We start from the raw sequence: 25363 nt of genomic DNA, 5'->3' as shown, positions 1-25363 counted from the left end.
ACCCCAGCCCGCCCCCGCAAGCGGAGCGCAGCTCCTTCGCGGCTGCTACGCAACTCTGTCTCATCAATGCTCTATTGACCCTTCCGAGATGCCCGATCACAACCTCCACCGCCTCCCCGACCAGCTCCGCGCCAATCTGCGCCTGGTGTTCGTCGGCACCGCAGCGAGCACGCGGTCAGCCGCCGTCGGGCATTATTACGCGCATCCCGGCAACCGGTTCTGGCGCGCGCTGCACGAGGCCGGGATCACGCCGCGGCGCTATCGGCCGGATGAGTTCGCCGCGCTGCTCGCGCTCGGCATCGGCTTCACCGATCTCTCCAAGACCGGCGCCGGGATGGATCACGAAATCAGCAGGCAGTCGTTCGATGTGGTGGGCTTCCGGGCGAAGATCGAGACCTATCGGCCGAGCACCGTCGCCTTCACCAGCAGGAAGGCGGCGAGCCTGTTTTACGACAGGCCGACCAGCGCGCTCCTGCTCGGCCGGCAGCCGCGCATGAGCGGTCTTCCCGAGGTGTTCGTGCTGCCGTCGCCATCAGGCGCGGCGTCCGGGCATTGGACCTTACAGCCGTGGCGTGAGCTCGCCGAGTGGATCACCGAATCGCAGGATGGGTAGAGCCGACGGGTCCGCGCAAAGCGCGGCCCGATGATAGACTCCGCGAAACCCATCATCTCTCCCGGCGTACCTAAGTCGATAGGTTTCGCTTCGCTCTACCCATCCTACGAGATCGCTACGAGACCGCCCCCTTATTCCTTCAACGTAATCGCAAGCCCGCTCAGATCGACATTGGCCATCAGGCCGACCTGCTTGCCGCTCAGTTCGAGCACCGCGCCGTTCGGGTTGGTCAACAGGATGCCGCGCACGCCGGCACCGAGCGCAACGCCCATGCCCGCCGCGGCATAGACGCCGTTGATGTCCTGCGGACGGCGGATGTTGCGCACCCGCCCCTGCAACGTGGTCTGCGAGCCGCCGAACACGAGGCCATAGTCCAGCCCGCCGGCCGTGAGCCCATAGGTCTGGCCGTGGAAGGTCATGACGCCCTTGCCGGCGGAGCCGCCGAACACCCAGCCGCCCTTGAAGATCACGAGCGTCACCGCGCCCTCGTCAGCCAGGGCGGCGGACGTTCCGGTGAGCAGCGCCAGCGCGAGCAGCGCGGCGCGGGCGACGGATGGCAATCTCATGGGAGTTCTCCGGACGAAGTGAGAGCGAATCGCGGCAACCCAACCGACCGGCGGCACCACTGAAATGCCGCGAAACATGCGGGATTGCGCTTGTTCCTGATGGTGCGGAGTCTATCATCGCCTCCGCAGCCGCGCGACCATTGGCGCATGCGCGCCCACCGCTTTGCCGGACCGCTGAGGAGTTTGCGCAACAGGGATCTGCATCGATGCACGATTTCACCCCACTTTCCGGCCTCGCCGGCGGCGCGCTGATCGGGCTTGCCGCGGCGCTCTTGATGCTGCTGACCGGGCGAATCGCCGGGGTCACCGGCATCGTCGGCGGCGCGCTGCAGGCCGATACCGCCGACCGCAGCGCCGACCGTTCCTGGCGCATCGCGTTCATCGCGGGACTGATCGCAGCGCCCCTGATTGCGGCGCTGTTCGGCGCGCCGCTGCCGCGGCCGGCGATGAACGCGAGCCTTGTGGTGGTCGCGATCGCGGGCACGCTGGTCGGGTTCGGCACAAGGATGGGTAATGGCTGCACCTCGGGCCACGGCGTCTGCGGCTTCGCGCGGCTGTCCGGCCGTTCGATTGCGGCAACGTGCATCTTCATGCTGACGGCGATCGCGACGGTCGCAATCGTCAGGCACGGGATTGGAGGCTAGCGATGCCGGTGCTTGCCAGTTTTGTCTGCGGCCTGATCTTCGGCGCGGGGCTTCTGATCTCCGGCATGACCGATCCGCAGAAGGTGCTCGGCTTCCTCGATCTGTTCGGCGCGTGGGACGCGACGCTCGCCTTCGTGATGGCAGGCGCGGTTGCCGTCGCGGCAACCGGCTTTGCGATCGCGCGGCGGCGCACGGCACCCGCCTTCTCGGCGCGCTTCCTCTGGCCCGACCGCCGTGACATCGATGCGCCGCTGGTTGCCGGCGCGGTGCTGTTCGGCATCGGCTGGGGCCTCGTCGGCATCTGCCCAGGGCCGGCATTGGTCAATCTCGCCGGCCTCTCGCTACCGATCGTGGTCTTCGTCGTCGCGATGCTCGCGGGCATGATCGGCCAGAATCTCTTCGGCAGGAATCTTTGGCGCCGGCGTGCAGCGGCACCGCGCGCCATCGAAACTTCTCCCCTTCCATCTCACGCAGACGGGTGACCCAATGACTGAAAAGACAGCTATCAAGCACTTCCCTCCTCCGCCCGGCGTCCAGGCGCCGCCACTCTCGTTCGGCGCCCGCGTCGGCGATTTGTTGTTCATTTCCGGCATTCCCGGCTTCGACGCCAATCGCGAGCTGCCCGACGGCTTCGAGGCGCAGTTCGCCAATGTCGTGATCAATTTCAAGCGCGTGCTGAGCGAGGCGGGCGCGACGATGCGCGATCTCGTCAAGGTCAACGTGCTGCTGACGCGCGCCAGCGACGTCGCGACGATGAACGCGCTATATGCCGGCGCGTTCGGCCCCGCGCCCTACCCCGCACGCACCACCTGCGTGGTGGTGGCGCTGCCCAATCCGAAGATGCTGATCGAGATCGAGGGCGTGGCACACGTGAAGGGGTGACAGCTCTCTCCGTCATTCCCCGATGCGCAATTGCGCATCTGAGGGTGTGCCACTTGCGCGAGCCCGGAATCCTCAGGCCACGCAGCGTGTAGCGAAATGGATTCCGGGTTCTCGCTTCGCGAGCCGCGGAATGACGAGTGGAGAGAGCGGCGAAACGAAATGCAAAGCTCGGGCAGATCATGTTGCGAGAATGTCGAAGTTTGATCCACTGCCCGTGCAACATATTCAGTGTCGTCCCGGCGAAGGCCGGGACCCATAACCACAAATCTCAATTGGTTTGCGAAGCTGGAGCTCCAGCGCGCTTCAACAATGCAGCCCTGTGGTTATGGATCCCGGCCTTCGCCGGGACGACGACGTGGAGAGAGCTGCGCTTCAATCCCGACCCCAGCTGCGCAGACATTCGCTAAAACAACGACCCCTGCCCGTCGTCCTCGCGCACAGTCGCCTTTCTTGGCGCGGCCTTCTTCGGCGCCGGCGCGGCCTCCGCGGCGATTTCCTCCGCGGTCATCGGCAGCAGCAATTGCGCATCATCGTTGGCGACGGCGTTGACGCGCATCGTCACCTGGTGCCAGGCGAACTCGCCGACCTCGGGGCCTTTCAGCATCGGCATCACGTCGTCGACATCATTCGGCAGGCAGTCGAGCCAGCGCGCGAATTGCTCGGGCCTGATCGCGACCGGCACGCGGTGATGCAGTTGCGCGAGGTCGGGATTGGCCGGCGCGGTGACGATCGCGACTGTATCCTGCTCCTCGCCGTTCGGCCCCATCCAGGTCTCGGCGAGCGCGGCGAAGGCGAGCGGGTGGCCGTCGCGGCGATGGATGAAGAACGGCCGCTTGCGGCCGCCGGCATCCTGCCATTCGTAGTAGCCGTCGGCCGGGATCAGCGCGCGGCGCCGCTTGATCGCGTTCTTGAAGGCGGGCTTCTCGCGCACCGTCTCGGAGCGCGCGTTGATCAGGAGCGAGAAGGTCCTGGGGTCCTTGACCCAGGACGGGATCAGGCCCCAGCGCATCAACTGAAAATGCCGGCCGCCATTCTGCAGCAGCACCACCGGGATCGGCTGGGTCGGCGCAACATTATACCGTGGCGGAAAATTCGGCTGCTCGATATAGCCGAACATCTCGCGCAAGGCCGCCGGCGGCGAGGTAATGACAAAGCGTCCGCACATTTGCCGTCCAGAGTGGTATCCGTTTATTCTGCCTTAACTTGGAACGTTAAAGACTGCGATCAATGACCTCAACGGCCGCCATAGCGGGCTCTTCCCCGCGACCGACGTACCCCGACGAGGCGCGGGCGGCGCTGTTGCGCGCCGCCAACATCAATCCCCGCACCGGGCTTGCCACCGACTACCTCAATCACTTCAACGAAGCCATCATGCTGCTGGAGATGGTGCCGGACCTGCCGGAATGCGCCAGCGATTTCCTCGAATGGCAGCCACTGTCCTATGCCGAGCATTTCACCGCGTCCAATTTCCGGGCGCGCGATCTCGCGATCGAGGCCTATGAGACCGCGGATACCGCAATCCGGGCTGAATTCGACCAGCTCACCGACAGCATGACGAAGATCCTGACCGAGGTTGGGGCGGCAATGCGGCAATTGCAGCAGGACAAGAGCCGGGTCGCGCTCGCCGAGCAGGCGATCGTCTGGGTCAAGCCGCTGGTGATGCAGACCGCCGGCATCATCAACGGCGCCGCGGAGGCCGATGTCGACAGCATCATGGCGGGCGCCTGAGATATCGGGCATGATGACCTTCACAACCGGCTGCCAATCACCTTGACCTCTCCCGAACCTCCGATCCGCCCGCAGCTCGCCGTGTCCGGCGTGATTTTCCGTGACGGCAAGGTGCTGCTGGTGCGCCGCGCCCGTTCGCCGGGCAAGGGCTTCTATTCGCTGCCCGGCGGCCGGGTCGAGTTCGGCGAGACGCTGCACACGGCCCTGCACCGGGAGATCGACGAGGAGACCGGCCTCAAGGTCGAGATCCTCGGCCTTGCCGGCTGGCGCGAGGTGCTGCCGACCGGCCCCGGAGGTGGGCATTACCTGATCATGACCTTCGCCGCGCGCTGGGCATCCCGCGAGCCCGTGCTGAACGACGAGCACGACGATTTCAAATGGCTGGCGCCGGAGGAGATCGGCGACCTCAAGGTCACCGGCGGCCTGCACGAGGTGATTGCGGCCGCCCGGCGGCTGGTTTGAGGCCCGTTTTAGCGGCTTTGGCAGGCCCTGCCGCCTTGCCTCGGGCGCATTGAGGGGGCATACCACCGGCATTCCGGAACCCCTGATGATCAGAGCCTTTCTAGCCGTTGTGATCCTGATGTCGGCATGCCTTGCGACGCCCGCCCGGGCGCAGGACGCGGCTGCGCCGTTCGACGGCGATTTGCAGCGGCTGGCCGAGATCCTCGGCGCCCTGCACTATCTACGCGGCATCTGCGGCTCCAACGAGGGCGCCAAATGGCGCAACGAGATGCAGGCGCTGATCGATGCCGAGACCCCCTCCGGCGACCGCCGCGCCCGCATGATCGCGGGCTTCAACCGCGGCTATAACGGCTTCCAGCAGACCTACCGGACCTGCACGCCGGCGGCCACCGTCGCGATCCGCCGCTATATCGAGGAGGGCTCGAAAATCTCGCGCGACCTGACGGCCCGCTATGCCAACTGAACGGGCGATCTTCTTCGATCTCGACGGCACCCTGACCGACCCGAAGCCCGGCATCACCGGCTCGATCCAGTACGCGCTGGAAAAGCTCGGCCGGCCGGTTCCCTCGCAGGATGACCTGACCTGGTGCATCGGGCCGCCCTTGCGGGCGAGCTTTGCGATGCTGCTCGGCGGCGAGGAGCTCGCCGATCGCGCGGTCGAGCTCTACCGCGAGCGGTTCGGCGATGTCGGACTGTTCGAGAACGCGGTCTATCCCGATATCGCGGAAGTGCTGGCCGAGCTGCGCCGGCGGCCGGGCCGGATGTTCGTGGCAACCTCTAAGCCGCATGTGTTCGCGACGCGGATCATCGCGCATTTCGGCCTCGGCGGCTATTTCGACCACGTGTTCGGCTCGGAGTTCGACGGAACCCGGGTCAACAAGGTCGACCTGCTCGGCTATGCGCTGGCGCAGACCGGGGCCGATCCGGACAAATCCCTGATGATCGGCGATCGCAGCCACGACGTGATCGGGGCGAATCGAAACGGCATCCGCGCGGTCGGCGTCACCTATGGCTACGGCACGCCGGAGGAGCTGACCGAGGCCGGCGCCAGCCATCTGTGCGCCACGCCGCGCGCGGTGCTCGACCATATCCACAGCTCATTCGGCTAATCGCGGCCCGGATATCCGGAATTCCCCTTTAAATGCCGGGGCCGCCGTTAACCTTTTCGAAAGATGTGGGCTAGGCGGTACCTGCATGCGTGATACATCTCGCACGTCGCAGTGGTTCGCTCCTCGGACCGCGCGCATCCATTTTGCAGAGTTTCATGCGCCATCCAGCGTCCTTCCCCCATCACCAAGACCCGCGACCCGACCACGAGCAGAAGCAGGCCGCGCTGGGCTACCTGAACGAGGCCTGGGCTGAAGCGCGTCACGACGGCGTCGATGGCGACTGCCTCGCGCAGGCGAGCCTGTTCGCGGCGCTCGCCGAGCTGGTCGGCACCTATGGCGAGGACGCGGTGGCAAAATTCGCCGAGGGCCTCGCCGCGCGCGTGCGCAACGGCGAGTTCTCGCTGGCATTGGCCAGGCAGTAATTCAATCCGCTACTGCTTCAGCGTCTCGAGGAACCGGACCGGTTCGCCGATGGACGGTGTCGTGACTTCGCCCTGCCACATCACCCGCCTGCCGCGCACGAAGGTGCCGACCGGCCAGCCCTGCACCCGCACGCCGTCATAGGGCGTCCAGGCGGCGCGCGAGGCGATCCACTTGTTGGTGATGGTCTCGCTCCGCTTCAGGTCGACGATGGTGAAGTCGGCATCGTAACCCGCCGCGATGCGGCCCTTGCAGGCGATGTTGAACAGGCGCGCGGGCCCCGCGCTGGTGAGATCGACGAACCGCTGTAGCGACAGCCGCCCGGCATTGACGTGATCGAGCATCAGCGGCACCAGCGTCTGCACGCCGGTCATGCCCGACGGCGAGGCCGGATAGGTCTTGGCCTTCTCCTCCAGCGTATGCGGCGCGTGGTCCGAGCCGAGCACGTCGATGATACCCTGCTCGATGCCGTACCAGATGCCGGCGCGGTGATCGGCCGAGCGCACCGGCGGATTCATCTGGGCCAGCGTCCCGAGCCGCTCGTAGCACTCCGGCGCGGCCATGGTGAGATGGTGCGGCGTCGCCTCGCAGGACGCAACATCCTTGTGGTCGCGCAGATACAGAATCTCTTCCTTGGTCGAGATGTGCAGCACGTGGATGCGTTTGCCGGTCTCGCGCGCCAGACTGACCAGGCGCTCGGTCGCCATCAGCGCGGCGGTCTCGTCGCGCCACACCGGATGCGAGCGGGCATCGCCTTCGATCCGCAGCGGCTTGCGCTCGTTGAGGCGGTATTCGTCCTCGGCGTGGAACGCGGCGCGGCGCCGGATCACCTGAAAGATCCGCCGCAGGCTCTCGTCGTCCTCGACCAAGAGCGCGCCGGTGGAGGAGCCGATGAACACCTTGACGCCGGCGCAGCCCGGGGCGCGCTCCAGCTCCGGCAGATCCTGCACGTTCTCGCGGGTGCCGCCGATGAAGAACGCGAAATCGCAATGCATGCGATGGCGGCCGCGCTTGATCTTGTCGGTGAATGCTTCCTCGGTGACCGTCAGCGGATTGGTGTTCGGCATCTCGAACACGGCGGTGACCCCGCCCATCACGGCGCTGCGCGAGCCGGTCTCGAGGTCTTCCTTCTGGGTCAACCCGGGCTCGCGGAAATGCACCTGGGTGTCCATCACGCCGGGCAGGATGTGCAGGCCCTTGCAGTCGATCACCTCGCCGGCCGAAGCCTGGCCGAGCGAGCCGATCGCGGCGATGCGGCCACCCGCGATACCGATATCGCGCACGCCCTCGCCGTCCTGATTGACCACGGTGCCGGATTTTAGAATGGTGTCAAAATGCTGATTCATCGGTCCTCGACGCCCGCTTTCGGCTGTCGCGCGGGCCTTGTTCGGCGCACTCTAGCGCCTTAGCTTGGCAGGGGATATCGCGGCCTGCGCGTTTCCCAAGGAACTTGGAAAAAGAGCCAATTTTGCTAATGAAAGCAGCGTTTCTTCCAGATCGGGGCGTAGTCAAGGTCTCTGGCGAGGACGCCCGCAACTTCCTCAACGGCCTCATCACCGCCGATATCGCCGAGTTGCGCGCGGGACAGGCCCGGTTCGGCGCGCTGCTGACGCCGCAGGGCAAGATCATCGTCGATTTCCTGATCACCGAGATACCCGCAGGTCATGGCGGCGGCTTCCTGATCGACGCGCCGCGCGCGCTCGCCAAGGGGCTTGCCGACAAGCTCGGCTTCTACAAGCTGCGCGCCAAGGTCGTGGTCGAGAACCTTTCCGACAGCCTCGGCGTGCTTGCCGCCTGGGATGGCGAGCCGGCGGCGACACCGGATCTCGCGTTCGCCGATCCGCGCAACGCGGCGCTTGGCTGGCGCATCCTGATCCCGGAAGATTTGAAGCAGAAGCTGGCTGAGCTGATCGGTGCCGACCTCGTCGATAGCAGCGCCTATGAGGCGCATCGGATCGCCACCGGCGTGCCGCGCGGCGGGCTCGACTTCATGTATGGCGACGCCTTCCCGCACGAGACCAATATGGATCGCCTCAACGGCGTCGATTTCGACAAGGGCTGCTATGTCGGCCAGGAGGTGGTGTCGCGCATGCAGCACCGCGGCACGGCGCGCACCCGCACGGTGAAGATCGTCCTCGACGGCCCCGCCCCCGAGGCCGGCGCAACGATCCTGGCCGGCGACAAGCAGGTCGGCACCATCGGCTCGACCGCCGGCGAGAAAGGTCTCGCGCTGGTCCGCATCGACCGCGTCGCCGATGCGCTCGACGCTGGGCTAACGCTGACCGCGGGCGGGCTGTCGCTTCACCTCGCCGAACCTGACGCCGTCCGCATCACATCCAAGCACACCGTCGCATGAGCCGCACCGCGCAACTGCATCCCGACGGCAAGACACGATGCCCCTGGCCGGGCGAGGATGCGTTCTACGTCGCCTATCACGACAATGAATGGGGCGTGCCGGAATATGACGACCGCGCACTCTATGAAAAGCTGATCCTTGACGGCTTCCAGGCCGGCCTGTCCTGGATCACGATCCTGCGCAAGCGCGAGAACTTCCGCAAAGCCTTCGACGATTTCCAGCCCGAGAAGATCGCGCGCTACACCGACAAGAAGGTGCACGCGCTGATGAACGACGCCGGCATCGTCCGCAACCGCGCCAAGATCGAAGGCGCGGTGGCGAGCGCGAAGGGATATCTGGAGATCATGGAGAGAGGCCCCGGCTTCTCGAAATTCCTCTGGGACTTCGTCGACGGCAAGCCGAAGGTCAACCAGTTCAAGACCACCGCGAGCGTGCCGGCGTCGACGCCGGTCTCGATCAAGGTCTCCAAGGAGCTCGGCGCGCGCGGCTTCAAATTTGTCGGTCCGACCATCGTCTACGCCTTCATGCAGGCGACCGGCATGGTCAACGACCACCTCGTCACCTGCTTCTGCCACGAAGCCTGCAGCGGCAAGCTCCGCACGCCGCGGCTCAAGAAAAAATGACTGCGCGTAAATCGCCGGAAACCGCCCGCGCCTGGCAGCGGATGCTGTCCGGACGCCGGCTGGATCTGCTCGATCCGTCACCGCTCGATATCGAGATCGTCGACATCGCGCATGGGCTGGCGCGGGTCGCGCGCTGGAATGGCCAGACCAGCGGCGCGCACATCTTCTCGGTGGCGCAGCATACGTTGCTGGTCGAAGCCGTGATGCGCCAGCAGATGCCGCGCGTCGACATCAGCCATCGTCTCGCCGCCCTGCTGCATGACGCACCCGAATATGTCATCGGCGACATGATCTCGCCGTTCAAGGCGGTGCTTGCCGGCGAATACAAGGTGGTGGAGAAGCGGCTGTTGTCGGCGATCCATGTCCGCTTCGGCCTGCCCGCCGTGCTGGCGGACGAGATCACCCAGCAGATCAAGGCCGCCGATCGCGGCGCCGCGTATCTGGAGGCGACGCATCTGGCGGGATTTTCGCAAGCCGAGGCCAAGCGGCTGTTCGGCCGCGATCCGGAACTGCCCGAAGCGACCGAACGCGACTATCTGACGCCGTGGACCGCAGCGCGGGCCGAAAAGCAGTTCCTCGAGCGCTTCAAGGCATTGCACGCGTCATAGGAGCGGCGCACGTGCCGTCGGTTGCGCCGCAAAACGAAGAATCGGCATGGCACCCCCGCCTTTGCCCACTCGGGAGCAGCCGTTATAATCCGGCACACCCGATAGAAGGACCATCATGCTTCACGTCTGCTCGCTTGCCGCACTCTCCGACACGGTTCGCGCCACCGGCGCCAGCCATGTGCTGACCGTGATGGCCAATGTCGACCAGGTTCAGCGGCCGCCCTCCGTGCTGCCGGCCAACCACCTGAAAGTGTCGATGGACGACATCATCGAACAGATGGACGGGTTCGTTGCGCCCAACGAGTCGCATATCGAGAAGGTGCTGAGCTTCGTGCGCGGCTGGGATCGCCAAGCACCGATGGTGGTGCATTGCTACGCCGGCATCAGCCGCTCGACCGCGAGCGCATTTGCCACGGTCTGCGCGCTCAACCCGCACCGCGACGAAATGTCCATCGCCCGGATGATCCGCGAGGCCTCGCCGATCGCGGCCCCCAACCGGCTGATCGTCAGCCTCGCCGACAAGGCGCTGGGACGCGAGGGCCGGATGCTGCGCGCACTCGACGCGATGGGTCCCGGCAGCATGAGCGTCGAAGGGCGGCCTTTCCACATCGATCTGGACTAAGCGCGGCCGGTCACGCCCGATCGCTTGAACTTCCGGTCCTCCTCACTGCACTACTAGGTTGCGACGGGCCGCCGGCTGGCCAAGTCCGGCGCGTCCTGCCGGAGGCCCAATGTTCGATTCGCCGTTCGACTTCCTGACGCTGGTCCTTGCCATCGTCGCCATCATTTTCGCGCGCAAGGCGCTGGGCCGGGTCGACCTGCTGCAGCGACGGCTGGATGCGATCGAGGCCGCGGGCGGCGCCGCCGTGCGGACGGCCGTGCCGCCGCCGCTGGCCCCTATGCAGGAGTTCGAGCAGCCGTTGCCGACGGCGCCTTCGATCGCGCCGCCACCGCTCCCGGAGGCGGCTCCCGGCGAGCCGGCCGCGCAGAGCGAGCCAGCCGCGGACGCTGCAGGCGCCGCACCGCCGCCCCTGCCGGAGCCGCCAGCTCCGCCGCAGCCGGCGCCCGGCTTCGAGGAGACGCTCGGCACGCGCTGGGTGGTTTGGATCGGCGGCCTGACGCTCGCGCTCGGCGGCTTCTTCATGGTGCGCTATTCGATCGAGGCCGGGTTGCTCGGCCCCGGCGTTCGCACGTTGCTCGGCGGATTGTTTGCGCTGGCGCTGCTCGGCGCCGGTGAGTGGACCAGGCGCCAGGAAAGCATCTCCAATATCGCGGCGCTGCCGATCGCCAACATCCCGGCGATCCTCACCGCCGCCGGCACCGCGGTGGCGTTCGCCACCGTCTACGCCGCCTATGCGCTGTACGACTTCCTCGCGCCGGCAACCGCTTTCATCCTGCTCGGCATGGTCGCGCTCGGCACGCTGGCGGCCGCGCTGCTGCACGGACCCGCGCTGGCCGGGCTCGGCATCGTCGGCGCTTTCGTCACGCCGCTTCTGGTGTCGTCAGACAAGCCCGACTTCTGGTCACTCTACATCTACCTCGCCATCGTCACGGCAGCAGCCTTCGCACTTGCCCGCATCCGGCTGTGGCGCTGGCTCGCGGTCACGACGATCGCCTTCGCGCTGCTGTGGACCTTCCCATGCCTGGCGTGCGGGCCCGAGATGATCGCGCCGCACGTCTTCCATGTGATCGCAGGCTTCGTGCTGGCGGCGCTGCTCGTGGTCTGCGGCTTCATGTTCGGTCCCGACGGCGATGGCGAGGAGATCGAGCCGATCTCCTCGGGCTCGCTCGCCGCCTATCTGCTTGGCGCGATGCTGATCGTGCTCAACAGCGCCCACGCCGACACGGCGATGATCAGCTTTGCGCTGCTGACAGCCGCAAGCCTGCTTGTCGCCTGGCGCGCGCCTGCTGCTACCCGTGCGATCGGCGCCGCGTCGATCTTCGTGTTCATTGTGTTCGGCGAATGGGCCGTCCGCCGCAACGTCGACATGCTGGTGCTGCCGGGCGGTGCGATCCCCGGCATCGGCCCGTCCGCGACCGATGGCTCGGTCTCGCTGCATCTTGTCACCGCGGCGCTGTTCGCAGCCGCCTTCGGCATCGCCGGTTTCCTCGCGCAATTCCGTTTTGCCACCACGAGGGTGACGGTGACCTGGGCCGCGGCAGCGGTGTTCACGCCGGTCGCGCTGCTGGTCGCGCTCTATGCACGCATCGCGCATCTCGACCGTTCGATCCCGTTCGCGATATCAGCCGTGCTGCTGGCGGCGGCCTACGCGGCCGCGACCGAGGCGCTGACCCGGCGCGGCGAGCGGCCGGAGCTGTCGCCGTCGATTGCGTTGTCCGCCACCGGCGCCCTCGCCTCGCTGGCGCTGGCGCTGACCTTCGCGCTCGACAAGGGTTGGCTCACCATCGCGCTCGCGCTGGTCTCGATGGGTACGGCGTGGCTGTCGGTGCGGCGGCCGATTCCGTTCCTGCGCTGGCTTGCCGCGATCCTGGCCGGCATCGTCGTGCTGCGCGTCGGCTATGAGCCGCGGATCGCGGGCGACGCCGTCGGCAGCACGCCGATCTTCAACTGGCTGCTGTGGGGTTATGGCGTGCCGGCGCTGTCATTCTGGGCGGCAAGCCATTTCCTGCGCCGCAACCGCGACGACGTGCCGCTGCGCATCGTCGAATCCGCCGCGATCCTTTTCACGGTGCTGCTCGCCTTCATGGAGATCCGCCACGCGGTCAATAGCGGCGATGTCTACTACGCCAGCGCCGGGCTGACCGAGGTCGCACTGCAGGTCGGCGTGACGCTTGCGATGGCGATCGGACTGGAGCGGCTGCGCCTGCGCAGCGGCAGCATCGTGCATAATGTCGGCGCGATCCTGCTGACCGCGTTCGCCGGGCTTGCCAGCCTGTTCGGGCTGCTGGCGCTGGAGAACCCGATGCTGTGGTGGCAGGACGTCGGCGGCAGCTTCATCAACCTGCTGCTGCTCGGCTATGCGCTGCCAGCGGTGCTGGCGCTGCTGCTGTCCTATACGGTGGCGGGCCATCGTCCTGCCGGCTACGCCAACACGATCGCCGCCGGCGCGCTGGTCCTTGCGCTCGCCTATGTCACGTTCGAAATCCGGAGGCTCTACCATGGACCGGTGCTGACGCGTGGCGAGACCACGGGCGCGGAGCAGTACACCTATTCGATCGCCTGGCTGATGTTCGGCGTCGCGCTGCTCGGCATCGGCGTCGTCGTCAACTCGCAGCGGGCGCGGCTCGCGTCTGCTGCGGTGATCGGGCTGACGATCCTGAAGGCGTTCCTGATCGACATGTCGACGCTCACTGGTGTCTACCGCGCGCTGTCGTTCATGTGCCTTGGCATCGTGCTGGTCGCGATCGGCTGGTTGTATCAGCGGATCCTGTTTCGCAGGCGGGCCACTCCACCGCTCGCGCAGGCCGAGGGTTAGAACCTGCCGTCCTGAAAGACAGCCTTCAGTCGACGGACTCGGCGACCAGTCGAATCCTGAACACGGGTTTTCTGCCCTCGTCGAGCAGCTCCATGTGCCATTCGCTGTTCTGCTTCAGATTGCGCGAAATGCTGCCGAGGAAATTTCCGCAGACCTTGGTCATCTCGGCCCAGGCCACGTCGCGGCTTTCAAACTCCGTCGCGTGGTCGGATGCACCAGCGTAATCGCCGTCACTGATTCGAAAAAAATATTGCGCCATATGACTACTCAAAATCAGAGTCCCCAATGTCCCGCCTCGCGGCGAACGCCAGGTATTGAGTAGCGAGCAAGGCGTGGCGACCGCCATCCGTATGACTACGGCTTGGCGGCGCTATTCCCGCTAGCGCGCAGATGAAAGGTTAGTCGGTGGAGCGGCGCAATTCCGGCGCGCTCTCGACCTTGGCGGGCTCGGCCTTGACCGGCTCGAGCTTCGCGCTTCCGACCTGCGGCGTCTCAACGCGCGACACTTCGGTCTGCGAGGCATCCGCGGATCGGGTGCGCGGATGCAGCGAGCGCGGACGCGCCGCCGCGCGCGCCATCAGCATCTGCTGGCCGCCCTGGTGATGGAAATCGCAATAGGCAAAGCCCATGCCGGAGACCGAGCCGCGGAACGTGCGGTCATCCTGCTTGTCGAGATTGAAGCACGGTTCGAACGGAATGCCCTTCAGGGACGCGCAAACGCTCTGACCGCGGATCTGCAGCGTGTTGCCGGGCAGGCGCACGTGACGGATCGGCCCCGAGCCGGAGAACTGGATCGAGCCTGTCGCACCCAGATCGTCGAGGATGCGGCCGGCACCGCGGGTGCCGTCGAAACAGGTGAAGGCGAACACCTTGCCGGCGACGAACCTGCGGGCCTCATCGGCGTTCATCTGGCCCGCGAATGCCGGCACGACCATCGCTCCGGCCGTGACGGCCCCCAACACCAAACGCGCAAGCATGAGCTACTCCACTGACGAGCGCGGGCACCCGCTCCTTGTTGCGCATGATCCCCGCACCAACGCTTCTCGGCGTCTGCGCGAGGAAACCCGGCCCCCCGGGATCATGCCGCAAGTCTCTTTACCCGCTGCTTACCATACCAACAGTGGCAACATTGGAGCAGCTTGGTTGGTAAAGTCTGAACGTCCTCAGACTATTTTTACCACGATGCGGCCGCGGACCTGGCCACCGAGGATTTTTGCGCCAAAGCCGATGACTTCGTCCAGGGCAATTTCGTGAGTGATATCAGCCAGTTTTGCCTTATCCAGATCGCTGGCAAGGCGCCGCCAGGCGGTCCTGCGCAATTCGATCGGACACATCACTGAATCGATACCGAGAAGGCACACACCCCGCAAAATGAAGGGCGCGACCGACGACGGCAGGTCCATACCGGCCGCCAGACCGCAGGCTGCGATGGCTCCGCCGTACTTGGTCATCGACAGCAGGTTGGCGAGCGTGGTCGACCCGACGCTGTCGACGCCGCCGGCCCAGCGCTCCTTCGCCAGCGCCTTTGGCGCACCTGACAGTTCGGCGCGGTCGACCACGTCGGTGGCGCCGAGACCCTTGAGATAGTCGGTCTCCGACATCCGCCCGGTCGACGCGATGACGTGGTAGCCGAGCTTCGACAGCACGGCGATCGCCACCGAGCCGACGCCGCCGGCGGCACCCGTGACCACCACCGGGCCGCTCTTCGGGGTGAGACCGTGCTTCTCCAGCGCCAGCACCGAGAGCATCGCGGTATAGCCGGCGGTACCGACCGCCATCGCATCGCGGGCCGAGATGCCGTGGGGCAGCCGCACCAGCCAGTCGCCCTTGACCCGGGCCTTTTCCGCATAGGCGCCGAGATGGGTCTCGCCCATGCCCCAGCCGTTGCAGACGACCTTGTCGCCTGCCTTCCAGTCCGGATGGCTGGATTGCTCGACCGTGCCGGCGAAATCGATGCCGGCGATCATCGGGAACCGGCGCACCACCGGCGCCTTGCCGGTCAATGCGAGGCCGTCCTTGTAGTTCAGCGTCGACCACTCGACGCGGACGGTAACGTCGCCGTCCATCAGCTCGGCTTCATCGAATTGGGTGAGTGCGGCGGTGGTACCCTTGTCCGCCTTGTCGATCCTGATTGCCTTGAACGTTGCCACGATGTGCACTCCCCGTAATCTTGGTTTCGGGGAATGGTTTAGAGCATGATCCGGAAAAGTGGAAACCGGTTTTCCCTCGCGACAAACGCGGAACGCGTTTGCGCGGAGATCATGCTCACTACAAAGAGCATCAGGCAGGCTGCGCAACCGGGCGGACGACGGGCTTTTCGACGATCGGCAGGTTGATCAGTGCCGACAGCACGCCAAACAGCACCGACAGCCACCAGATCGGGGTGTAGGAGCCATACTGCTCGAACACGATGCCGCCGAGCCAGACTCCGAGGAAGCCGCCAACCTGATGGCTGACGAAGGCGAAGCCATACAGCGTCGCAAACCAGCGCGTGCCGAACATCAGCGCCACCAGCGCCGAAGTCGGCGGCACTGTGGAGAGCCAGGTCAAGCCAGAGATCGCGCCGAACGCGATCGCCGAGAAGGTCGTGATCGGGAACGAGATGAAGGCGATGATCGACAGCGCGCGGGTGAAGTAGATCACCGACAGGATGTAGCGCTTCGGGAAGACGTTCTGCAGCCAGCCGACGCTGAGCGAGCCCACGATGTTGAACAGGCCGATCGCCGCGATCACCCAGCCGCCTGTCGATGCCGGAATGCCGCGGTCGGCGAGATAGGCCGGCAGATGCACGGTGATGAAGGCGAGCTGAAAGCCGCAGGTGAAGAAGCCGAGCACCAGCAGCACGTAGGAGCGATGGCCGAACGCCTCCGCCAGCGCGGTCTTGAACGACTGCTGATCGGCGGGCGCGGCGTCATTCGTCTCCGCCGGCGGCGTCGAGAGCGCCAGCGACAACGGCAGGATGAGCAGCATCAGCGCGCCGAACACCAGCAGCGCGGTCTGCCAGCCGAAATTGTCGATCATCGCGACGCCGAACGGCGCGAACAGGAATTGGCCGAACGAGCCCGCGGCGGTGCCGGCGCCGAGCGCAATGCCGCGCTGCGCGGGCGGCAGCAGCTTGCTGAACGCCGACAGCACCAGGTTGAACGAGGAGCCCGACAGGCCGAAGCCGATCAGGACGCCGGCGCCAAGGTTGAGCGAGAGCGGCGTCGCCGAGTAACGCATCAGGAGCAGGCCCGCGGCGTAAAGCAGTGCGCCGACGACCATCACACGCAGCAGGCCGAAGCGGTCGGCAATTGCTCCGGCGATCGGCTGGCCGAGCCCCCACAGCAGGTTCTGCAGCGCCAGCGCGAGGCCGAACACGTCGCGGCCCCACGTGAATTCATGGCTCATCGGCTGCACGAAGAAGCCGAGGCTGGAGCGCGGGCCGAAGCTCAGCAGCGCGATCGCGCAGCCGCAGACGATGATGACGAGCGGCGTGCGCCACGTGCCCGACGTCGGTCGAAGATCCCCGGTGGTAACGGCCATCTTGTCTTCCCCCGCAACTGCTGCGCGGGGAGCCGCCCCGCCGAACGTTACGGGGAATTAATGCAGGTGCATGAAAACCCCAAGAGGGGCCGGAGAAAAATATTCGCCTGCAGGGCTGCTCTGCAGAATCGGAGAGGATGATGACCGTCATTCCGGGGCACGCCCTGCGCGCCATCCCGGAACGGCGTCGTGAGGTTGCGACGCATCTGCCCCGAATATCGCGACGGCTCAGGCCGAATGGCGGGGAACGTTGCCTTCTCCTTCCCCCTGAAAGGGGGAAGGTCGGGATGGGGGTCAGCCACGAGCATCGCTGCTCGTGGAGGGACCAGATCCCCACCCGCTTTGCTCTGACGAGCAAAGCGACCTCCCCTTTTCAAGGGGAGGTTAGGTTGACAGCCCTATCGACGGGCGCTGGCCTGCTCGGCCGAGCTCCGGGCGGCCTCGGCAAGCTGCGCCGAGATCTTGGCGGTCTCGGCCGGGTTGCCCCAGCTCGGCGCGTCGCTGCCGTCGCCCCAGGCGCGCGGGCGATAGAAGGTGTGAACGCCGAACTTGTACATCTTCTTCATCTCGCTGACCCAGGACGGCCGCACCCAGTAGGCGTGGTAGTGGGTCGAGCGGTCGACTTCCGGCAGCCACAATTCGCCGTCGAGCATCGCCTTCGCGATCTTCCTGGCGCGATCCCACATGTCGGGCTCGCGGACGACGTCAGCGATGTTGTCGCAGGCGAAGGTGAATTGACAGGCGTAGTGGCGGTTCTTGTTCTGGTAGACCACGCCGCACACCGTCTCCGGATATTTGCCGGAGAAGGCGCGGTTCAGCACCACCTGGGCGACCGCGATCTGGCCACGCACCGCTTCGCCGCGGGCTTCGAAATAGACCGCCTCGGCGAGGCACTTCTCCGACTTGGCGCGCGACTTCTCGTCGAACAGGCCGAGCCGCTCCGCCGGCGTCTTGGTGTGCTGGTCGTCGGCATTGACCTCGCCCTTCGGCGCGATGCTCTCGCCCAACTCGCCGGCCTTGACCGGACCATCGGCATCGACCGGCAGTGATGCCATCACCTTCATGTCAGGATCGGGCGTTGCTGCCGGCGTCACGACAACCGGCGCCTCGCCGGGCTGCCAGCGCTCGAGGTTCTCCGGCATGCCGAGCGACGAGCCGAAGAACAGGCTGGCGGTCTGGAATGCGAACGGGTCGCGCTCGCGCGCCGCATCGGCCGGCGCAACCGCGGGCTTCGCGGGCGCGGGTTTCAGATCGTCGAGCGGGTTGGCCTCGAGCGACAGCGAAACGTCATTCTGCTGCGGCGACGGCTTGGCATATTGCGGCAAGGGCGGCGCGCGCAGCGCCTCCTGCAATTCAGGATCGAGCGGCGCGCTATCGGCCGGCGCGGTCGCGGTCTTCATGCCTTTGACCGACGAATTCGATGTCGCGGGATCTTCGTTCGCCGGCGCCGTATTTGCAGGCTCTGCAGGTTCGACCTGATCAGGCCGCCGGACGACGAGGCGATCGCCCTTCAGGGTGCGATCGACCCTGGGAAAATCAGATGCCTGGTAGCGCGGCGGGGGGGCGGCGATCGGATTGCGCGTCACCGTGCCGGTGATGTCGAGGTCCGAACTGTCCAGTCTTGCGAGCAGGATTTGCGGGGCTTGCGGCGCGGACGTGCCGATCGGACGGCCGAAGCTGTAGGTCGCGACCTGGATGGAGCCGACGGCGGAGGCGAAGACGCGCTTCTGCCAGCGCTCGGCGACGCCGGGCTGCCGGGCCAGGAGCGAGGCAATATCCTGATATCCGATCTCGGTCGGCATAAGTGCGAAGATGCCAAGACCGAGACCGAAGAGCGCAAGACGTGCGCCCTTCGGCTGGTTACGCGACACAAACATCGTACGCTCACGCAACGCTTACTGAGTGCAATCGAACGCGGTACATCCGCGCAATTCGACCTTTCTCGTTGCTAAACCGTTTAGGTTGCCGCGGAGTTAATCGGCGTTGCTCGCGCGCTACACTCAAGCGATCGCGCATGTTTCGCAGGTTGCATTGGGCGCCTTGGTAAACGCGCGGCGCACGAAGGTCGTAAACAACCGGTCAACAGGGATGGTGAACAAGGTGTTACGCGGCACCGTCGCTGCGTGCTGACGACAGCGCACGCAAGAAGCAAAAATGGCCGGGACTTGGTCCCGGCCATTGCACTTCTCTGAACTACGCAGTCGCTCACGCCTGGCTGGCGATCTCCTTGCCGAGCGCGGCCTGCGCTGCGGCCAGACGCGCGATCGGCACGCGATAGGGCGAGCACGAGACGTAGTCGAGCCCGACCTCGTGGCAGAACGCGACCGACGCGGGATCACCGCCGTGCTCGCCGCAGATGCCGACCTTGAGGCGCGGCCGCGTCTTGCGGCCGCGGGTGACGCCGATCCTGACGAGTTCGCCGACGCCGTCGCGATCGACCGAGATGAACGGATCGATCTCGAGAATGCCCTTGGCGACATAGGTACCGAGGAAGCTCGCGGCGTCGTCACGGCTGATGCCGTAGGTGGTCTGCGTCAGATCGTTGGTGCCGAAGGAGAAGAACTCCGCGGTCTCGGCCACCTCGCCCGCCATCAGGCAGGCGCGCGGCAGCTCGATCATGGTGCCGACCTGGTAACTCAGCTTGACGCCGGTTTCCTTCATCACCGCGTTAGCGGTCGCATCGATCCGCGCCTTGACCAGATCGAACTCGGCCTTGGTCGCGATCAGCGGCACCATCACCTCGAGACCGACCGGCTTGCCGGTGCGCTTGCCGGCCTCGACGGCGGCCTCGAAGATCGCGCGCGCCTGCATCTCGGCGATCTCCGGGTAGGCGATCGCAAGACGGCAGCCGCGGAAACCGAGCATCGGGTTGAACTCGGAGAGTTCACGGGCGCGGTCGGCGAGCTTGCGCGGATCCGTGTTCATGGCCCGCGCCACTTCCTCGATCTCGGCCTGGGTGTGCGGCAGGAACTCGTGCAGCGGCGGATCGAGCAGGCGGATCGTGACGGGCAGGCCCTGCATGATCTCGAACAGCTCGACGAAGTCGGCGCGCTGCATCGGCAGCAGCTTCGACAGCGCGGCGCGGCGCGACTGCTCGTCCTCGGAGAGGATCATCTCGCGCACGGTGCGGATGCGGGTCTCCTCGAAGAACATGTGCTCGGTACGGCAGAGGCCGATGCCTTCGGCGCCGAACTTCACCGCGGTGCGCGCGTCATCGGGCGTGTCGCCGTTGACGCGGACGCCGAGCTTGCGGACCTCGTCGGCCCAGCCCATCAGCGTGCCGAACTCGCCGGACAGCTCCGGCTCGATCATCGGCATGCGGCCGGCCAGCACCTGGCCGACCGAGCCGTCGATCGTGATGACGTCGCCGGTCTTGAAGGTGCGCGAGCCCACGCTCATGGTGCCACGGCCGTAATCGACGCGGATGGTGCCGCAGCCGGAGACGCAGGGCTTGCCCATGCCGCGTGCGACCACCGCCGCGTGCGAGGTCATGCCGCCGCGGGTGGTGAGGATGCCTTCCGCGGCGTGCATGCCGTGGATGTCCTCAGGGCTGGTCTCGATGCGGACCAGGATGACCTTGCGTCCGTCGGCCTGCAGCTTGGCCGCTTCGTCCGACGAGAACACGATCTCGCCCGAGGCGGCGCCTGGCGACGCCGGCAGGCCTGTCGCAATCACGTCGCGCTTGGCGGCCGGATCGATGGTCGGGTGCAGCAGCTGGTCGAGCGAGGCCGGATCGATCCGCGTCACCGCGTCCTTGCGCGAGATCAGGCCTTCATTGGCGAGCTCGACCGCGATGCGCAGCGCCGCCTTCGCGGTACGCTTGCCGCCGCGGGTCTGCAGCATCCACAGCTTGCCCTGCTCGACCGTGAACTCCATGTCCTGCATGTCGCGGTAGTGCTTCTCGAGCAGCGTGTAGATCCGCGTCAGCTCCTTGAACGCGACCGGCATCGCGGCTTCCATCGACAGCTTGTCGGAGCCGGATTCCTGGCGCGCCTCCTCGGTGATGTCCTGCGGCGTACGGATGCCGGCGACGACGTCCTCGCCCTGCGCGTTGATGAGGAACTCGCCGTAGAGCTTGCTCTCGCCGGTCGAGGGATTGCGGGTGAACGCGACGCCGGTCGCCGAGGTCTCGCCCATGTTGCCGAACACCATCGCCTGCACGTTGACGGCGGTGCCCCAGGATTCCGGAATGTCGTGCAGCTTGCGATAGGTCACCGCGCGCGCGTTCATCCAGGATGAGAACACCGCGCCGATGGCGCCCCACAGCTGATCGTGCGGATCCTGCGGGAAGTCGTGGCCGGTCTCCTTGGCGACCGCCTCCTTGTACTTGCCGACCAGCTCGACCCAGTCGTCGCCGGTGAGGTCGGTGTCGAGCGAATAGCCCTGGCCGTCCTTGAAGGTGTCGAGGATGTCCTCGAAGTGATGATGCTCGAAGCCGAGCACGACGTCCGAATACATCGTGATGAAGCGGCGATAGCTGTCATAGGCGAAGCGGCGGTCGCCGGAGAGTTCGGCGAGCGCCTCGACCGTCCGGTCGTTGAGACCGAGGTTGAGCACGGTATCCATCATGCCCGGCATCGAGGCGCGCGCGCCCGAGCGGACCGAGACCAGCAGCGGGTTCTTGGCGTCGCCGAACGTCTTGCCGGTCAGCTTGCCGACATAGTCGAGCGCCTTCTCTACCTGTGTTTTCAATTCCTTCGGATACGTCTTGTCGTGTTCGTAGAAATAGGTGCAGACCGAGGTCGGAATGGTGAAGCCGGGAGGCACCGGCAGCCCGAGATTGGCCATTTCCGCGAGGTTGGCGCCCTTGCCGCCGAGCAGATTGCGCAAGGTCGCCTGGCCCTCGGCCTTGCCGTCGCCGAACGTATAGACCCACTTGCCGGCCTTGATCGCAGCCGGGGCCGCCTTCTTCGCAACGGCCGTCGCCGGCGCCTTGCTCGCGGGCTTTGCGGCCGGCTTTGCAGCCGATTTGGGGGCGGCTTTCGGCGCCGCCTTCGGGGCGCTCTTCTTCAGCGCCTTGCGCACTGGCGCGGCCTTGCGGGCTGCGGCGGAGGGCTTTGATTTCGCTGCTGTTTTCTCGGCAGTTTTCTTGGACTTCGCGACGGCTTTGGCCATGTCAGACAACAATCCGAAAAGAGGGGTCGAAGATGCGCGCCTTACACCATTTTGAGGGGTTCCGCGCAAGCCGCGAAACCCCGCTTTCCCGTTAGAGGTGCAGCCAGCGCAGCAGACCCATCCCCACGAGCCCGACGAAGATCAGATAGATCGCGACGATGTAATTCAGGAGCCGCGGCATGATCAGGATCAGGACGCCTGCGATCAGAGCCACGATAGCAGGCAGATGCCCAGCGGTGATGGTCATTGAAGTTTTCTCCGGGGGTTTCTTGGAAGAGCGAATCGAGCGGCAGTTTATCCGCTGAGGGGGTTCCCACATCAAGACGCCCGCGCGGCCTGAGAGTTCCCGTAACTCACGAAAATTGCTCCAAATTGCCGCGTATATGGCGGCGGTTTTCCGGAACATCACCGCAGCCGATGCATTGGCTCGCCGTGCGCATCGGCGAAGGCTGGCGCGCACCGAAAAAGAATGGAGCGAGCCATGCGAAACAGAATACTTGCCGTTGCAGCGGTTGCTGCTGCGATCACGGTGCCGGCTGTTGCCGCACAGGCCCAGACCGTTGGCGTCGTCCGCGGTGGCCCGCCGGTTGCAGTCGATGATGACGAGGGCATTACTGTCGAGCAGCGTCCGGCCTTCCGCGAGTACATCGTGCGCGAGCGCGTGCCGAACTACACGGTTCCGGATCGCATCGTGGTCGGCACCGTGCTGCCGGACGCCGGCGTGACCACTTACGACGTGCCGCAGCGGTTCGGCGCGACGCCCTATCGTTACACCGTCGTGAACGGTGAGACCGTTCTGGTCGAGCCGCGTTCGCGACGGATCGTTCAGGTGGTCGACTAGATCAACGTCAGCACGATCGCCTGAACGACAGTCCGGGCGCCGCGCAAGCGGATGTGCGCGAGGATCGACCGGACCAGAAAGCCCCGTCCGGCCTCCCCTCCGGGCGGGGCTCTTCCGTCGTGTTGTGATCGTCGCGTTGTGATGAATTCCAGCGCCTGGTCTTGACGCGCTTTCTTCACGTTCTTCACGCAACCCGCTGCGCGCTTCGCTTCAGTGTCGAGTGGGTTACGATTTGAGGATCGAGAGCAACGTCGAGGTCGACTTGTAGCTCTTGATCGCAGCGTCCTGGAAATCCTGCGTCCAGTTGGTCGCCTGCCGCTCCTCCGCGCTCATCGAGGAATATTGCTTGAGGATGCCGAGGCTGAACTGGCGCGGATCGCCGGCGGTCTGGCTCTGCTTCAGCGCGTCGAGCACGGCGAGACGCGTCCGCGTGTTGAGTTCCTGCTTGGCCGCGAAGATCTCCTCGGTGGAGAACTTCTTGTCCTGGTTCAGCGAGATCGCCGAGAGCGAGCGGTTGTCGAGCGAGGACAGGTCGGCGAGCTGTCCGGTCTTGCGGCGGGAATCGTAGACCAGCTCCTTGCCGCTCTTCGCCGCCTCGCTCTTCTGCCGATCGAGGAAGGCGCGCACGTCGCCGGCGATGCTGCTGAAGTCGCGCGTCGTGCTCTTCGTGGGAGGCGCCGTCCCCGCCAGCGCGGCCGCGATCGGATCGCCGGAAATTCCAGATGGCGCCGTGTTCGGATCCTGCTGCGTCGCCTGATAGCCCTTCAGCACCGCGGCGCGTTGGCTGGCCCAGGTTGCGGTGGCCTTCTCCTCATCGCTCGCACCATCGAGATAATCGAGCGCGGCCTTGTAGCTGACGCTGTAGTCGCCGGTCAGGCGCGTGGTCGCCAGCGACGGTTCCAACGCCTTGTCGAAGCGCTGCTTCAGTTCGGTGGTCGCAACCGCCTGCTCGTCCGGCGTGAACTTGCCGCCATTGTTGGTCGAGATCGCAAACAGCGAGCGACGGTCCAGCGTCGAGAGATCGATGGTGGTCTTGCCGTCGACGATCGGTGCCTTGACGCCGGCGACCGTGTAGAGCCGGTCGAGCGTGATGCGCGCATAGCTGGTGACGGCGGCAAAATCCGGCAGCGGCGCCTTGGCGAGCTGCGCGCGGGCGGCGTCCGACAGTGTGAGGTTGGTTGCGGCGTTGGATGTCGAGGACGCCGACAGATCGCCGGCGGTGCCGTCGCCCGACAAGGTCGCCGCCAGCGAGGGCGTCGCTGCTGCCCGCGCATAGGCCGAACCATATTGGGCGTAGGGATTGGACGTGGTGCCGATCGAGGTCATCGGGCGGTCCCTGCATTGGCGCGAGGGGCGATGTCTTAAGAAATCGTTGCTTCGTCAGGACCTTCGCAGGGCATGGTTAACAAATTGCGAATTGTGTCGAAATATTTCCATCGCGACGCAACTCGCTGCGTCGGCGGCCTATTTGTCGACGACCCAGGCGTGGCGGCGCTGGGTAAAGACCGATTGCGACGGCGCGGGAAAATCCGGGTCCGCGAAGGCGCCGACCGCAACTCCGATCAGATCCGGCGCGCGATGCGGCTCCCAATACACCGACGATCCGCAATTCGGGCAGAAATGAAACACCACAGCAGACCCGCTGCCGCCGATGCGACTGTATTCGCGCGCTTCGCCCTGCGGCGCCACGTCGGCGCGCGGAAAGAACGCCGCGACGCCATAGGTGCTGCCGGTTCGCTTCTGGCACTCCAGGCAATGACACAGCGCTACTGTGACGGGCTCGCCCTGACAGGTGACGCGGAGCTGTCCGCAGGCGCATGTCGCGAGCCGCGCCATCATCGCCTGCCCTTGCTGGCGACCAGCCGATGAATGACCTTGCCGGACGAAGCGCTGACGACCTCCGCGTCGAGCAGCAATTCGGCTGCCGCCAGCTCAGCGCGCACCAGCGCGGTATCGAACGCCGCGTAGAGCCGGCCATGGGCATCGCGCGCATCGTCACCTCTGGTGACGCGCCAGCTCAGATAGAAGATGCCGCCGGGCTTCACGACGTCGAACATGCGACGCACCGACAGCGCGATCAGCGCGTGGTCGAGATGCATGATCACGGTCTCGCACAGCACATTGTCGAAGCTGTTGGCGGCGATGCCGGACAGATCGGGCAGTTCGGCGCGGATGAAGCGCAGCGCCGGGTAGCGGGTGCGAGCTTCCGCGAGCAGGCCATCGGAGGCATCAAAACCTTCGGCCGGGAAGCCATTGGCGTTCAGCCACGCCACCTCGCGGCCGCTGCCGCAGCCGATATCGGCGGTCGCGCCGCCCTTGATGAGGAAACGCGTGACGATGTCGTGCAGATCGACCGGGGCCGGCTGTTCGTGCCAGTCCTGCGCAAACGCCGCCGCATCCTTGTCGTAAGCGGCGAGCGTCGCGCGGTCCATCG

At 65.9% G+C, this 25363-nt stretch carries 29 protein-coding genes; 15 read left to right on the top strand and 14 right to left on the bottom strand.

From position 1 onward, the window contains the following. Positions 1-88: 88 nt before the first annotated feature. Positions 89-613 carry a mismatch-specific DNA-glycosylase gene (locus tag AC1VNY_RS02895; RefSeq protein WP_482404022.1) on the top strand — a complete coding sequence of 175 codons (525 nt, stop codon included), beginning with the start codon at positions 89-91 and terminating at the stop codon, positions 611-613. Between the two features lie 131 nt (positions 614-744). On the opposite strand, the gene AC1VNY_RS02890 is transcribed toward AC1VNY_RS02895, so the two are convergent. Beyond that, positions 745-1179 (bottom strand): lipid-binding SYLF domain-containing protein, encoded by a 435-nt coding sequence (locus tag AC1VNY_RS02890; protein WP_028343733.1) that lies wholly within the window; start codon positions 1177-1179, stop codon positions 745-747. A 206-nt stretch (positions 1180-1385) separates the two neighbouring features. On the opposite strand from AC1VNY_RS02890, the gene AC1VNY_RS02885 reads away from it, so the two are divergent. From AC1VNY_RS02885 to AC1VNY_RS02875, 3 genes are read left to right on the top strand one after another with little or no spacing between them, the layout of a single operon-like run. After that, a complete protein-coding gene (locus tag AC1VNY_RS02885) occupies positions 1386-1823 on the top strand; it encodes a YeeE/YedE family protein (RefSeq protein WP_482404021.1) in 438 nt (145 codons plus the stop codon). Between the two features lie 2 nt (positions 1824-1825). Then, positions 1826-2305, top strand: a complete 480-nt coding sequence (locus AC1VNY_RS02880; protein WP_482404020.1) for a DUF6691 family protein — start codon at positions 1826-1828, stop codon at positions 2303-2305. A gap of 4 nt (positions 2306-2309) precedes the next feature. Beyond that, positions 2310-2705: a RidA family protein gene (locus tag AC1VNY_RS02875; protein ID WP_482404019.1), complete on the top strand. Its 396-nt coding sequence runs from the start codon at positions 2310-2312 to the stop codon at positions 2703-2705. 403 nt (positions 2706-3108) lie between these two features. Here the strand turns inward: AC1VNY_RS02875 and AC1VNY_RS02870 are convergent, their stop codons facing one another. After that, positions 3109-3870 carry an SOS response-associated peptidase gene (locus AC1VNY_RS02870; protein ID WP_482404018.1) on the bottom strand — a complete coding sequence of 254 codons (762 nt, stop codon included), beginning with the start codon at positions 3868-3870 and terminating at the stop codon, positions 3109-3111. 62 nt (positions 3871-3932) lie between these two features. On the opposite strand from AC1VNY_RS02870, the gene AC1VNY_RS02865 reads away from it, so the two are divergent. The 5 genes from AC1VNY_RS02865 to AC1VNY_RS02845 all read left to right on the top strand — a co-directional run bounded on the left by AC1VNY_RS02865 (position 3933) and on the right by AC1VNY_RS02845 (position 6426). Then, positions 3933-4433, top strand: coding sequence for a hypothetical protein (locus tag AC1VNY_RS02865; RefSeq protein WP_482404017.1), 501 nt, complete (start codon positions 3933-3935; stop codon positions 4431-4433). 42 nt (positions 4434-4475) lie between these two features. Then, positions 4476-4895, top strand: coding sequence for an NUDIX hydrolase (locus AC1VNY_RS02860; protein WP_212053642.1), 420 nt, complete (start codon positions 4476-4478; stop codon positions 4893-4895). Positions 4896-4980: 85 nt separating this feature from the next. Further along, positions 4981-5358: a TIGR02301 family protein gene (locus AC1VNY_RS02855; RefSeq protein WP_028343726.1), complete on the top strand. Its 378-nt coding sequence runs from the start codon at positions 4981-4983 to the stop codon at positions 5356-5358. After that, the gene (locus tag AC1VNY_RS02850) at positions 5348-6004 is read left to right on the top strand and encodes an HAD family hydrolase (protein WP_482404016.1); all 657 of its coding nucleotides are present in this window, start codon (positions 5348-5350) and stop codon (positions 6002-6004) included. Before AC1VNY_RS02855 ends, AC1VNY_RS02850 begins: the two co-directional genes overlap by 11 nt. Positions 6005-6159: 155 nt before the next feature. Further along, positions 6160-6426, top strand: coding sequence for a hypothetical protein (locus tag AC1VNY_RS02845; protein WP_028332620.1), 267 nt, complete (start codon positions 6160-6162; stop codon positions 6424-6426). Between the two features lie 9 nt (positions 6427-6435). Here AC1VNY_RS02845 and AC1VNY_RS02840 read toward each other — a convergent pair whose 3' ends face one another. Beyond that, positions 6436-7770 carry a dihydroorotase gene (locus AC1VNY_RS02840; RefSeq protein ID WP_482404015.1) on the bottom strand — a complete coding sequence of 445 codons (1335 nt, stop codon included), beginning with the start codon at positions 7768-7770 and terminating at the stop codon, positions 6436-6438. Between the two features lie 128 nt (positions 7771-7898). Between AC1VNY_RS02840 and ygfZ the strand changes: the two genes are divergently transcribed. The 5 genes from ygfZ to AC1VNY_RS02815 all read left to right on the top strand — a co-directional run bounded on the left by ygfZ (position 7899) and on the right by AC1VNY_RS02815 (position 13448). Then, positions 7899-8780: a CAF17-like 4Fe-4S cluster assembly/insertion protein YgfZ gene (ygfZ, locus tag AC1VNY_RS02835; RefSeq protein WP_482404014.1), complete on the top strand. Its 882-nt coding sequence runs from the start codon at positions 7899-7901 to the stop codon at positions 8778-8780. After that, the gene (locus AC1VNY_RS02830; RefSeq protein ID WP_482404013.1) at positions 8777-9403 is read left to right on the top strand and encodes a DNA-3-methyladenine glycosylase I; all 627 of its coding nucleotides are present in this window, start codon (positions 8777-8779) and stop codon (positions 9401-9403) included. Before ygfZ ends, AC1VNY_RS02830 begins: the two co-directional genes overlap by 4 nt. Next, on the top strand, positions 9400-10011 hold the full coding sequence (locus AC1VNY_RS02825) for a YfbR-like 5'-deoxynucleotidase (RefSeq protein WP_482404012.1): 612 nt from the start codon (positions 9400-9402) through the stop codon (positions 10009-10011). The genes AC1VNY_RS02830 and AC1VNY_RS02825 overlap by 4 nt, the downstream gene beginning before the upstream one ends. A 115-nt stretch (positions 10012-10126) precedes the next feature. Continuing rightward, a complete protein-coding gene (locus tag AC1VNY_RS02820; RefSeq protein ID WP_038383011.1) occupies positions 10127-10633 on the top strand; it encodes a tyrosine phosphatase family protein in 507 nt (168 codons plus the stop codon). A 109-nt stretch (positions 10634-10742) separates the two neighbouring features. After that, positions 10743-13448 carry a DUF2339 domain-containing protein gene (locus tag AC1VNY_RS02815; RefSeq protein ID WP_482404011.1) on the top strand — a complete coding sequence of 902 codons (2706 nt, stop codon included), beginning with the start codon at positions 10743-10745 and terminating at the stop codon, positions 13446-13448. Between the two features lie 25 nt (positions 13449-13473). On the opposite strand, the gene AC1VNY_RS02810 is transcribed toward AC1VNY_RS02815, so the two are convergent. The 7 genes from AC1VNY_RS02810 to AC1VNY_RS02780 all read right to left on the bottom strand — a co-directional run bounded on the left by AC1VNY_RS02810 (position 13474) and on the right by AC1VNY_RS02780 (position 22335). Continuing rightward, a complete protein-coding gene (locus AC1VNY_RS02810) occupies positions 13474-13707 on the bottom strand; it encodes a DUF6894 family protein (protein WP_016844381.1) in 234 nt (77 codons plus the stop codon). Between the two features lie 139 nt (positions 13708-13846). After that, the gene (locus AC1VNY_RS02805; protein WP_028343719.1) at positions 13847-14425 is read right to left on the bottom strand and encodes a hypothetical protein; all 579 of its coding nucleotides are present in this window, start codon (positions 14423-14425) and stop codon (positions 13847-13849) included. Between the two features lie 186 nt (positions 14426-14611). After that, complete coding sequence (gene acuI / locus AC1VNY_RS02800) at positions 14612-15598, bottom strand: acrylyl-CoA reductase (NADPH) (RefSeq protein ID WP_482404010.1); 987 nt, start codon at positions 15596-15598, stop codon at positions 14612-14614. A 130-nt stretch (positions 15599-15728) separates the two neighbouring features. Next, on the bottom strand, positions 15729-16973 hold the full coding sequence (locus AC1VNY_RS02795; RefSeq protein WP_028343717.1) for an MFS transporter: 1245 nt from the start codon (positions 16971-16973) through the stop codon (positions 15729-15731). Positions 16974-17371: 398 nt separating this feature from the next. Further along, a complete protein-coding gene (locus AC1VNY_RS02790) occupies positions 17372-18850 on the bottom strand; it encodes a cell wall hydrolase (RefSeq protein ID WP_482404009.1) in 1479 nt (492 codons plus the stop codon). A 328-nt stretch (positions 18851-19178) separates the two neighbouring features. Then, positions 19179-22088, bottom strand: coding sequence for a pyruvate, phosphate dikinase (gene ppdK, locus AC1VNY_RS02785; protein WP_482404008.1), 2910 nt, complete (start codon positions 22086-22088; stop codon positions 19179-19181). A 91-nt stretch (positions 22089-22179) separates the two neighbouring features. Next, positions 22180-22335, bottom strand: coding sequence for a DUF3096 domain-containing protein (locus tag AC1VNY_RS02780; protein WP_016844375.1), 156 nt, complete (start codon positions 22333-22335; stop codon positions 22180-22182). A gap of 234 nt (positions 22336-22569) precedes the next feature. Between AC1VNY_RS02780 and AC1VNY_RS02775 the strand changes: the two genes are divergently transcribed. Further along, entirely contained in the window at positions 22570-22929 is a 360-nt protein-coding gene (locus tag AC1VNY_RS02775; protein ID WP_028343713.1) for a DUF1236 domain-containing protein, read from the top strand. On the opposite strand, the gene AC1VNY_RS02770 is transcribed toward AC1VNY_RS02775, so the two are convergent. The 4 genes from AC1VNY_RS02770 to AC1VNY_RS02755 form a co-directional block, all read right to left on the bottom strand. Beyond that, positions 22926-23117 carry a hypothetical protein gene (locus AC1VNY_RS02770; RefSeq protein ID WP_482404007.1) on the bottom strand — a complete coding sequence of 64 codons (192 nt, stop codon included), beginning with the start codon at positions 23115-23117 and terminating at the stop codon, positions 22926-22928. The genes AC1VNY_RS02775 and AC1VNY_RS02770 overlap by 4 nt on opposite strands. 37 nt (positions 23118-23154) lie before the next feature. Further along, positions 23155-24255, bottom strand: a complete 1101-nt coding sequence (locus tag AC1VNY_RS02765; protein WP_482404006.1) for a hypothetical protein — start codon at positions 24253-24255, stop codon at positions 23155-23157. A gap of 138 nt (positions 24256-24393) precedes the next feature. After that, the gene (locus AC1VNY_RS02760; RefSeq protein WP_038383006.1) at positions 24394-24768 is read right to left on the bottom strand and encodes a GFA family protein; all 375 of its coding nucleotides are present in this window, start codon (positions 24766-24768) and stop codon (positions 24394-24396) included. Further along, positions 24765-25361, bottom strand: a complete 597-nt coding sequence (locus AC1VNY_RS02755) for a class I SAM-dependent methyltransferase (protein ID WP_482404005.1) — start codon at positions 25359-25361, stop codon at positions 24765-24767. The genes AC1VNY_RS02760 and AC1VNY_RS02755 overlap by 4 nt, the downstream gene beginning before the upstream one ends. Positions 25362-25363 lie beyond the last annotated feature (2 nt).

This window comes from Bradyrhizobium ferriligni (genome assembly GCF_056837965.1).
Note: the sequence above shows the minus strand (reverse complement) of the source record. Positions and strands in the feature narration are given on the sequence as shown.